Genomic DNA, 9,377 nt, shown 5'->3' with positions numbered 1-9,377 from the left:
AGTGCAGCGGTAGTTCAGTTGGTTAGAATATCGGCCTGTCACGCCGAGGGTCGCGGGTTCGAGCCCCGTCCGCTGCGCCATTTTCTTGGCTCCCTGTTTAAGAAAATGTTTGTTTTAACAAGTATGTTTATACTTGCTTCTCTGAAACGAGAGTTAATTAGAAAAATTAAAGATTTTTTTCTTGCACTCGGACAAAGCTTTGCTTTGTTTATCTTCGTTCAGGGCGCTTAGCTCAGTTGGTAGAGCGTCTGCCTTACAAGCAGAATGTCGGCGGTTCGATCCCGTCAGCGCCCACCATATCCCATCATCTTAAAAATCAATTCATTGTAATCACTTCAAGCTTGATTTATCATGTGCCGCGATAATCATTCTAATATTGAAGTCATTTATTATGAAAAATCCATATCAACGCAAGGCTGCGTCGAAATCTCAAACTACGATATCCAATTCACCGCCTAAACAGCTTTATCGCCAGTTTATTGAAAATATTATTGTCCAGCGTCGTGTGGTTGCCCTGTATCATGAGGGTTGGGCACTATGTGCAACGCCAACAGGACAGCATGCCATGTCTATTTGGCAGAACAAGGGAATGGCAAAGTTACTGATCAAGGACAATTGGGCCAATTACGAGGTTCAAGAATTGCCCTTGATGGCATTCATTGAAAAGATGATTCCTTTTTTAAAGGAAAATAACACCATACTTTCTCTTGACCTAACGCCTGAGGGGAATAACCTACTGGTTAGCCCTGATTCATTATTATTGGATATTAAGAATTTTCTGTATCAGATCTATTTGCAGCGCCCAGAGGTTTTTGCTGAGTTGCAGTTGCCGTTGCCACGGGACATTCGTTTGCATCAATAAGCAATAAGATAAAATTGATAGGGATAACCCTGTCAATACTCATCCAGTAACCAGCCACTTGCGTAGGCAAAATACTCCCTTAGCCATGCATTATAACGTGTGGCTAAAGGTGTGGTGGCACCCAGCATGCTAATATGGCGATATCCCTGTTTTCGCGCAATTGCGGCCGCCCGCAGTGTATGGAAATCACTGGTCACGATTACAATTGGTTGCTGGATATTAATGTGTTGTGCCTGCAACAAAGGCTGACTATTTTTAAGATTCAGCTCAGTGCTGGTGCTCTTATCCTCCAAAAGTATTTGCGAGGCGGGAATATGGTGCTTCTGCTGTAGATAGCTGGACATCACCTCAGCCTCACTTTGGGTTTCACCAAAATCAATACCTCCTGTCAAAACCAGTTTGGCATCAGGTTGGGCCAGGGCCACTGGTGCAGCTCGATCAAGTCGCTTGGCAAGGGTGGCGGATGGCTGCCCATTTTCAACACCACTACCCAACACAATAATTGCCCGTACTGGGGGTATGGTCTGGGTTTTTGCATTGTTCTCTGCCAGATAATTAAAAAAATAGCCTAAGCTAATCAACCAGATCCAGAAGCATAACCAGCCAAAGCGCCAAATGGAATGTAGGCGGAAATGATAGAAAAAGAAACGTTCAATATGATAATAAAAGAACGCATATACACAGAAAAAAAGGCCAAGCAGCAGTGGAAGCACTGTCCCAATATGAATCTTTTTAAATGCGATCAGCACCGCACCATCAATGAACAGGACTGAACCGACAAGGGCAAATAAGAGACGAAGCCATGAACTGAGTTGCATAATTTGAATTGTGGTCGATTTGAATCGTGTTAAGTGTATGCAAATTTAGGCGAAAGGCAAATTTTGATGCTGTTGTATAAAAAACGGGTGTGAAAACACCCGTTGTTCTTGGAGGAAAGTGAACTACGAGTTAATAGACATCCCGACGATAACGTCCTGCCTGACGAAGTGCATCCACTTTTTCTTCACCTAGGATATCGGTAAGTGCCTGATCTACACCTGAAGCCATGCCATCAATACTACCACAGACATAAATGACCGCACCCTGGTCTAGCCAGCTAATTAACTCATCAGCCTGTTCACGCACGATATCCTGCACATAGATGCGCTGCGCCTGATCTCTGGAAAAAGCCAGATCAAGGCGTTTGAGCGTGCCCATATTTTTCCATGCTTCAATCGTTTCCTGATAGAAGAAATCATGTTCACGTTGGCGTTCACCAAAGATCAGCCAGTTGGCGGTGTAATCCTGACGGTTACGCTGTTGTAACAGGCCCATTAGTCCTGCAATGCCTGTACCATTGCCGATACAGATAATAGGGCGGTTGTCGTCAATCAAATGGAAAGATTCATTGCTACGAATGCGTAAGGCAATGGTTTGCTTTAAGGATGCAAACTCGGTGAGCCAGCCTGAACCCAGTCCTAATTGGCCATTTTCATCACGTTGTTGACGCACCACCAATCGTAGAACTTGCTGTGACGGGATGCTGGCAATCGAGTATTCCCGTGTTGGCAGGGTAGGAAGTTGTTGCAGCAGTTCCTCAAGCTTGGTAAATGGCTGAATCTCAGTGCGTAGGTTTTTATTCCACAGCCATTGTTCAATCGGTTGTTTGAGTGAAGCAACCTGAATGTTGGCAGGAATTTGATGCTTGGCCAGAAAGGCTTCAATCTCAGCCATACTATTGGCTGGTTGAATCTCGGCAATATCTCCCGCATGCCAGCTAATGTCATAAGGTGCTGTCAGTTCAATATTATAGGCTGCCTGTCCCAAACTATTTGGATTAAGTACATGGCGTTTACTGAGTGTCCATTGATCGAAGACCTTTTCAATATTCATGGCATGCAGTTCATGCTGAGTCACCGCAGACAAGGCTTGATTCCAGCGTTGAATGTCATTGGCATTTGCATTGTCCACTTCGATTAACTCGAAAAATGCCTCCGCATTGCATTGTTTTAACCACTTATCAACTGCATAGCCAAAACTACAGTAACTGTCTGGATATTCTCTGGAACCGAGCGCCAATACCGCATATTGCATGTGACCGAGGTTAGGCCTCTGTTGCATGAGCTTTTTACAGAACCCTGTTGCCAGGTCGGGTGCTTCACCTGTGCCATAGGTGCTGACCACGAATAGAACCTGCTGCGCCTGCTGTAAGTCCTGCTCGGTAAGTTGCTGAATGGGTTTCACTACAGTCGGCTGCTGTGCCTCCTGTAGGCTGGTGGCGGTGCGCCAAGCCAACTGTTCAGCAACACCTGTTTGAGACGCATAAGTAATCAACCATGGTTTTGCATTTGGATCGACCTGTTGTGATGTTTGGGATTGACGCGCTGCCAAAGTCAGTTTCTTCTGTTGACGGCGTTTGAGGTACAGCATCCAGCCTGTCACAAAGAATAAAGGCATGCTGAGAGAGGCCAGCAAGGCAATAAACTGGTAGGTCGAACCAAAGAAACTACCCCGATGCACAGGTAGCATGCTGCTCATGATTTTCTCATTAAGCTTTTTATCTTCATATAATTCTAATTTTTCAATTTTTTGCTGCTGATAGTTATAGACAGCCTGATTGCGTGCACGTTCATGCTGTGGAATATGGTCAACGAATGATAGCTCTAGCTTTGCGTCATCATGCTTGGGAATATTTAGGGTGAGGGCAGAGTATTTGCCGCCAATCTGTGCATTGACGTTTGTCCATGTCTGCTCAAGAATTGTATTGATCTGTTGTTTTGATAATTCAGGTTGCTTGGCTTGGCCAGCCTCATTGTCATGCTCTTTGCGTTGTGGCTGTTCGACTCCCATCACCTTGAACATGTCTGCACGCCACCAGTCATACGACCAGTATAAGCCTGTACATGCAAACAACAGGTAGAACACCGCCGCCCAAGTGCCCACAACGGCATGTAAATTCCAGATAAAATTACGGCCTTTCAGCTTGGGCTTGATAAAAAACCATTGTTTAAAAGAGTGTTTCTTCGGAAAACGCAGATAAAGTCCACTCAATACAAAGAAAATCAGCATCAACGCAGAGGCACCTGTCAACTGTTTGCCAAAATCACCCATCGTTAGATAACGGTGCAAACGCTGAATAAACTGAAAAAACTCCTGTCCCTTGATCTCAGGCAGAACCTCGGCAGTATAGGGATTGACCATCATGTTATAGCCACGCCGTTCGCCATCTTTCTTGATATTGACTGTAGAGGATGCGGTAGGGTCAGCAGAGAGGGTGATGCTGTTGATCTTAATCTCAGGTTGTTGCTGGTTGAAATGCTGATAAAGTTGCGCTGGTGTCAGCTTGGGAGTTGTTGCGGCTTGTACCACATAACTTTGCTGATTAATCATTTTTAAGATTTGTTGATCGTAGGAGTAAATGGCTCCTGTCACTCCCATGATGGAGAGGATTAAACCAGCCGTAATCCCTAAAAACCAGTGGATTTGGAAGAATACTTTTTTAAACATGGGAAAAAATGGAAAGATGAAGAAGTTTCTGTAAATATAACCCAATAATAAGAATAGAATAAGGATTTTGTAGATAATATTGATTTTGATTCTTATTTTCAAATTAAGTGATTTAAATCTGGCTTAAACCTAAACGAGGGAAGTGCCATTTTAAGAAAAAACCCAGCTTGGGCTGGGTTGTTTTATATTGCTGATGACCGTATCCGATTACAACGGTTTAGCCTCACCAACTGTCTCTTTTAAGTGCTTGCGTACTGTATTAAATGAGAAATTCTTTGAATCCATGCGTTTTGGCAGGATATAGGCACCTTGCTGAACTTCGCCTTTTGGTGTCTTTACCTTGAAATTAACCAAAATAAAATCAGGGGTATTGTACCATTCGTAAATGTCTTTCCAGCCGATGGTCGCTGTACCTTCCTGAAGTCCCATTTTCTGGCGCATCACAATCCCGTGGGGCTGTACACCTAAACGAATCCCCTTGATTTCCTGTACAGGAAATTCGTTCATTTTACGTTTCACATACCATTCCAGACCAAACTTCTTGATGAGGTAGAACAGTACCACACCAATGATCACCACCCAGCAAATCGCGGTTGAGTAGGTGGAGTAATACTTGATCAGGCCTGCTGTAACCAGTGAAAGCACCACAAGTGCAATCATAATCAGCCAGGCCTTGCGGCTGAACTTATTGGTACCACGCCAAATCATAAGTTGGGCTTGACGTTGTTCTTGTTCAGAAACTTCGTAGGGAACGGGTTGTAGCGTATAAGCGTATAGCGTTTTGGCGGTCATAGTTTAAAAAATGAGTTTAGAACTGGGTTAAGTTTATCATTGATTGGCATGCAAAGATATTAGGCCAATAGCGAATCATAGGGACGATTAAAATACCAATAGCCCCTAAAGTGAAGCAAACTCGGTCCCATCTTCATGGGGTTCATAGCTTAAACTCTGTTTCAACATACTTAAACGGGTCAAAATACTCAGGATCAGGGAGAGCTGCTGCAAAATAATCAGCGATTTCTGGTCGTTTTCATCATTGCGGCTCAGGCGTTCGCGTATGCTTTGTAGCATATTTTGTGAAGACAGGTCAGGTACTTCATCTCGTAACAGTGCACCCTGAATATCATCCAGTGCCTGATCCAACAGGCTTAATATCGCAGGCTCATCAATACGTTCACGGTGCGCACCCAAGGCCGCGATATAACTGAGAAAGGTATGGCTTAAACAGAGAAACTCAAATGCCTGTGCTTTCTTGGTGGGATCAATATTGGGTTCGGTTGCAAGGGTGGAAATGAGTGATGCAACTTCCGCATCATTATTATGTGCCGCCCGTCGGACCACTCGATAGTTCAGGGCATTATTACGCCCTTCATGATATTGGGTTACCACTTCCGCCAGATATTTACATTGGGCTTGCAGTGAACGTTGAATGGTGCGTGGCAGGCGGCGGAACTTCCAGTCGGGCCAGATAAAGCTGACTCCAAACCATGCCAGTGCACAGCCAATGATGGTGTCGATCAGGCGTGGCAAACCTGCGGCAAATGCGGAACCATCCAGATTAAAGTTGATCAAGGCCAGAATGGTGATAAAGGCGGTTGCCTGGGCATACTGTTTACTACGCAACTCGAAAAATAAAACGCCACTGAGCACCAACATGACCAATTGCCCCTGAAGTGACGGAATAAAGTAAATAATCGCCAGACCGACAATAATTCCAATCAGGGTGCCGACAATTCGTAAATACAGGCGGCGTTTGGTCGCGTTAAAGTTTGGCTGACAGACAAACAGGGCAGTCAGTAGAATCCAGTAGCCATAGGCAATATGGGTTAACTGAATGAAGATGTAACCGATAAACAGCACAATGGAGAGACGCACCGCATGGCGGAATAACACCGATTCGGGAGTGAGATGCTGCTTGACCCGTACCATCATGTCATTCCAGCCTTTCAGGTCATCATCCTTGAGCTGGTTTTCCGCCTGCTGGGCATTGATCAGTTGCATGTTACGTTCAGTCTCCAGATTCTGGAGCTGCGCATCAATCGACTTTAAGTTTTGATAAAGCGCAAAAAGGGCATTAATCCGCACCTGATCATAGACTTGGTCTGCATGCAACTTTTCCAGCGACAGCCTTAAGTTTTCAAAGCTGTGCTTAAAGCGCTTGTTATGCACATAGCGGGTACGGGTTAAAATACAGTTCGCCAAGTCCTGACAGGCTTTGCCCTGAATGGTCAGGATACGTTGAAATCGGAATAAAATATCGCTGTGTTGAAAAATCTTGGCCAGTTTCTGATAGTCGATATGGGCTGAATCCGCTCGCTCATGAATATCCTGCGCAACAAAATAATACTGCAAGCTACGCCGTGTATCTTTCTGGCCCCGATCACCCTTGAGGCGGGTCAGCAGCGCCATACGCATGTCATTGAAGATGGAGATCAGCTTGCCATTTTCCAACGCTAGATCAATCATGCTTTGCTGATAGCTTGATGGCGTCATATCGACATCGAACAGATTGGATTTGGCAAATAAAAAGCTTCCCAGCGCATGATAAGAGGCAGAGAGCTGGTCCTGCAATTTACGAACAGGAAATAACAGGAAGCTAATGGTGGAAAGCAGTCCGTACCAGGCTGCGCCAGCTACCAATAAGGCTGGTTGTAGATACCATTGTTCGAACAGGTGTACACCTAGCATTGAGTAGACCGAAACCACCAGACAGCCATAGGCAATGGTGGCATAACGCCGACCGAGTGAACCCAGTAAAATCCAGCCGATACAGGAAACAATCAGCCCGATTGCAAAGACAGCAGGATAGGGAAACAGCAACTGAACCGATGCCGCAGTGATAAAGAAACCGATATAGGTATAAATCAGGTTCATGATGCGCACGGAAAAACGGTCATCAATGTCACTGATACCTGCGGCAACCACACCCAATGTCAGTGGAATGGTGGCGAGTTGAAAATTGAGCAGATAGGGAACAAAAGCCGTGCCTGTAAAGGCAATGAGCATACGCACGTTATACATAAACGTGGTGTTGTAGGTTGCCTGTTTTAAACGTCCGAACCAGGGATTCAAGGTTGATCCTTTTTTATAGGGTCTGTTGACATTTCAGTCATGCCTTGCGTTATCGGCTAATATGCTATCGATTTTATCACTCATATTATGCACAAATACAGTGAGGATGCTAAGCTTGCAAACGTGATTAACATGAAAAGTACAGTATTATGCAGGCAGAGCAAGCTCGTCAGCGTCAATATTCAACAGCATGGATATTATTGCTGGCTTTATTGACAGCTTTAGGTCCATTATCGATTGATATGTATTTACCCGCGCTGCCACAAATGGCGGATGAGTTTGGGGTAAGTATGCAGATGATTGCCAATACCTTACCCGCATATTTTCTAGGACTTGCGATTGGACAACTGATTTATGGGCCTGTAAGTGACCGTATTGGACGCAAAACCCCCTTATATTTTGGCTTGGCCTTGTATGTGGTTGCCAGTTTGGCCTGTGTTTTTGTGAGCATTGTGGTCAGTGCTGGCTTGATGAACCACGCGCCACTTTGGCTGTTAATGTCAGGCTTATTTCTAGTTGTTTCTGGGATTGGCCTAACTGGACCCAATGCAATGGCTTTGGCCATGTCGAAACAGGGTGCAAGGGCAGGAACAGCCAGTGCCATTATGGGGAGTATGCAATTCGCCTGTGGCTTGTTGGGCGGGGTAATCTTAAACTTCCTGATTTGGAAAGCATCACTCAATATGGGATTGATGATGTTGATGTTTACCAGTGCGGGACTATTTGCAATTTTTAAGGTGGGGAAACAGCAAGACAGTATCTTCAGCTAGAGATACTGTCCAATAAATGAATTATTCATCTAAAAATACAGTAAAGTTTTCCACAGGCTCACGAGGCGTAATAAATGTATTTACGATGTGATCAGGGTCTGCATAGCCCAAGGCAACAGTGCACACCAGTTCTTCATCGTCAGGTGCGCCAAGCACATCCAGTACGATTGGATGGAAATGGTTCCATGCGGCTTGCGGGCAGGTATCCAAACCGCGTGCTTTAGCTGCAACCATAACATTCTGGATCATCATGGAAATATCCATTTTTGAACCAATCCCCATTGCTTTGTTCACGGTGAAATACAGGGCAACAGGGGCATCAAACAACTGGTAATTACGCAATTGCTGTGCCGCCATTTTTTCCTTTTCACCTTTTTGAATTCCTAGTAAACCGTAGAGTCCCCAGCCATTTTCACGACGGCGGTCAATAAAAGGTGAAATCCAGGTTTCAGGATAATAGGCAAAGGTTTCCTGATACTGTCCAGCGAGTTCTGGCTTTTGAAACATTTCAATTTGTGCATTACAAACACGGTTAATCATTTCAGCTCGTTTTTTACCTGTCAGCACATACACTTTCCACGGCTGTGTATTCGTGCCAGACGGTGCTCGGCTGGCAACCGCCAAAATATCCTTAATGGTTTGGGTTTCAACAGGGGTATCCAGAAACGCACGTACTGAATGGCGCGATGTAATGGCATCATCGACGTAGCGGACTTGTTCCGTGTTCATAAAAATTCCTCATCATTTATGATCTTTCTCATGGAATGAGACTATAAAGTAATAAATAGCTTTTGCAGATACTTTTTAAGTCGTAGATTGGAGTTTTGAGTGAAAAGTAAGCGATATGTAGATGAGACCTACCAGTATTGTATTTCATTTGTATTTTGTTTCTTTATGTGAAAATTAAATGTATTTGTAACACAATGAAATAGATTTAATATTTATTGATATATATAGGACTTACGCATTGACGGATTCAAAAAAGTATTAAAATAGTTTATAAAGTATCTGTGATCAGACGAACTAAACATGCTTCTACAGCAACTTGTACATTACCCATTTATATGGGCTTTCTCATGACAGAACCGAACTCTATTAGCTGCACACAACTTGCCGAGACTTATAATATCTCGCATGATAGTGTAAATCGCTTTCTAGAGCGTGAAGACTACACACCTCACGACCTA

General features: G+C 44.3%; 7 protein-coding genes, 2 tRNA genes and 1 pseudogene. 5 read left to right on the top strand and 5 right to left on the bottom strand.

Annotated features, from left to right (window positions below; all coding sequences use genetic code 11):
* The first annotated feature begins 3 nt into the window (after positions 1 to 3).
* From F972_RS04190 to F972_RS04180, 3 genes are all read left to right on the top strand, one after another.
* Positions 4 to 80, top strand: a tRNA-Asp gene (locus F972_RS04190).
* Positions 81 to 221: 141 nt separating this feature from the next.
* Positions 222 to 297: transfer RNA gene (locus tag F972_RS04185), tRNA-Val, on the top strand.
* 94 nt (positions 298 to 391) lie between these two features.
* Positions 392 to 862, top strand: a complete 471-nt coding sequence (locus tag F972_RS04180; RefSeq protein WP_004756030.1) for a DUF2750 domain-containing protein — start codon at positions 392 to 394, stop codon at positions 860 to 862.
* Positions 863 to 894: 32 nt separating this feature from the next.
* Here the strand turns inward: F972_RS04180 and F972_RS04175 are convergent, their stop codons facing one another.
* From F972_RS04175 to yccS, 4 genes are all read right to left on the bottom strand, one after another.
* Positions 895 to 1,680 (bottom strand): YdcF family protein, encoded by a 786-nt coding sequence (locus F972_RS04175; protein WP_004764059.1) that lies wholly within the window; start codon positions 1,678 to 1,680, stop codon positions 895 to 897.
* A gap of 130 nt (positions 1,681 to 1,810) precedes the next feature.
* Positions 1,811 to 4,348, bottom strand: a complete 2,538-nt coding sequence (locus tag F972_RS04170) for a PepSY domain-containing protein (protein ID WP_004756026.1) — start codon at positions 4,346 to 4,348, stop codon at positions 1,811 to 1,813.
* A 207-nt stretch (positions 4,349 to 4,555) separates the two neighbouring features.
* Complete coding sequence (locus F972_RS04165) at positions 4,556 to 5,140, bottom strand: YcxB family protein (protein WP_004681639.1); 585 nt, start codon at positions 5,138 to 5,140, stop codon at positions 4,556 to 4,558.
* A 105-nt stretch (positions 5,141 to 5,245) separates the two neighbouring features.
* Positions 5,246 to 7,420, bottom strand: a complete 2,175-nt coding sequence (gene yccS, locus F972_RS04160; RefSeq protein WP_004764056.1) for a YccS family putative transporter — start codon at positions 7,418 to 7,420, stop codon at positions 5,246 to 5,248.
* Positions 7,421 to 7,569: 149 nt separating this feature from the next.
* Here yccS and F972_RS04155 point away from each other — a divergent pair, with 149 nt between their 5' ends.
* Entirely contained in the window at positions 7,570 to 8,190 is a 621-nt protein-coding gene (locus F972_RS04155) for an MFS transporter (RefSeq protein ID WP_004678235.1), read from the top strand.
* Between the two features lie 21 nt (positions 8,191 to 8,211).
* Here F972_RS04155 and F972_RS04150 read toward each other — a convergent pair whose 3' ends face one another.
* Entirely contained in the window at positions 8,212 to 8,919 is a 708-nt protein-coding gene (locus tag F972_RS04150) for a nitroreductase (protein ID WP_004678233.1), read from the bottom strand.
* 281 nt (positions 8,920 to 9,200) lie between these two features.
* Here F972_RS04150 and F972_RS15745 point away from each other — a divergent pair.
* Positions 9,201 to 9,377: pseudogene (locus F972_RS15745) on the top strand (IS701 family transposase); the annotation flags it as partial.

It is taken from the genome of Acinetobacter sp. CIP 102529, from assembly GCF_000368325.1.
Classification (GTDB): Bacteria; Pseudomonadota; Gammaproteobacteria; order Pseudomonadales; family Moraxellaceae; genus Acinetobacter; species Acinetobacter parvus.
Note: the sequence above shows the minus strand (reverse complement) of the source record. Positions and strands in the feature narration are given on the sequence as shown.

What these genes read in the sequence shown, in the direction of transcription:
- F972_RS04180 (WP_004756030.1), top strand. Translation starts at nt 392, where the DNA reads ATGAAAAATCCATATCAACGCAAGGCTGCGTCGAAATCTCAAACTACG.
- F972_RS04175 (WP_004764059.1), bottom strand. Translation starts at nt 1,680, where the DNA reads ATGCAACTCAGTTCATGGCTTCGTCTCTTATTTGCCCTTGTCGGTTCA.
- F972_RS04170 (WP_004756026.1), bottom strand. Translation starts at nt 4,348, where the DNA reads ATGTTTAAAAAAGTATTCTTCCAAATCCACTGGTTTTTAGGGATTACG.
- F972_RS04165 (WP_004681639.1), bottom strand. Translation starts at nt 5,140, where the DNA reads ATGACCGCCAAAACGCTATACGCTTATACGCTACAACCCGTTCCCTAC.
- F972_RS04155 (WP_004678235.1), top strand. Translation starts at nt 7,570, where the DNA reads ATGCAGGCAGAGCAAGCTCGTCAGCGTCAATATTCAACAGCATGGATA.
- F972_RS04150 (WP_004678233.1), bottom strand. Translation starts at nt 8,919, where the DNA reads ATGAACACGGAACAAGTCCGCTACGTCGATGATGCCATTACATCGCGC.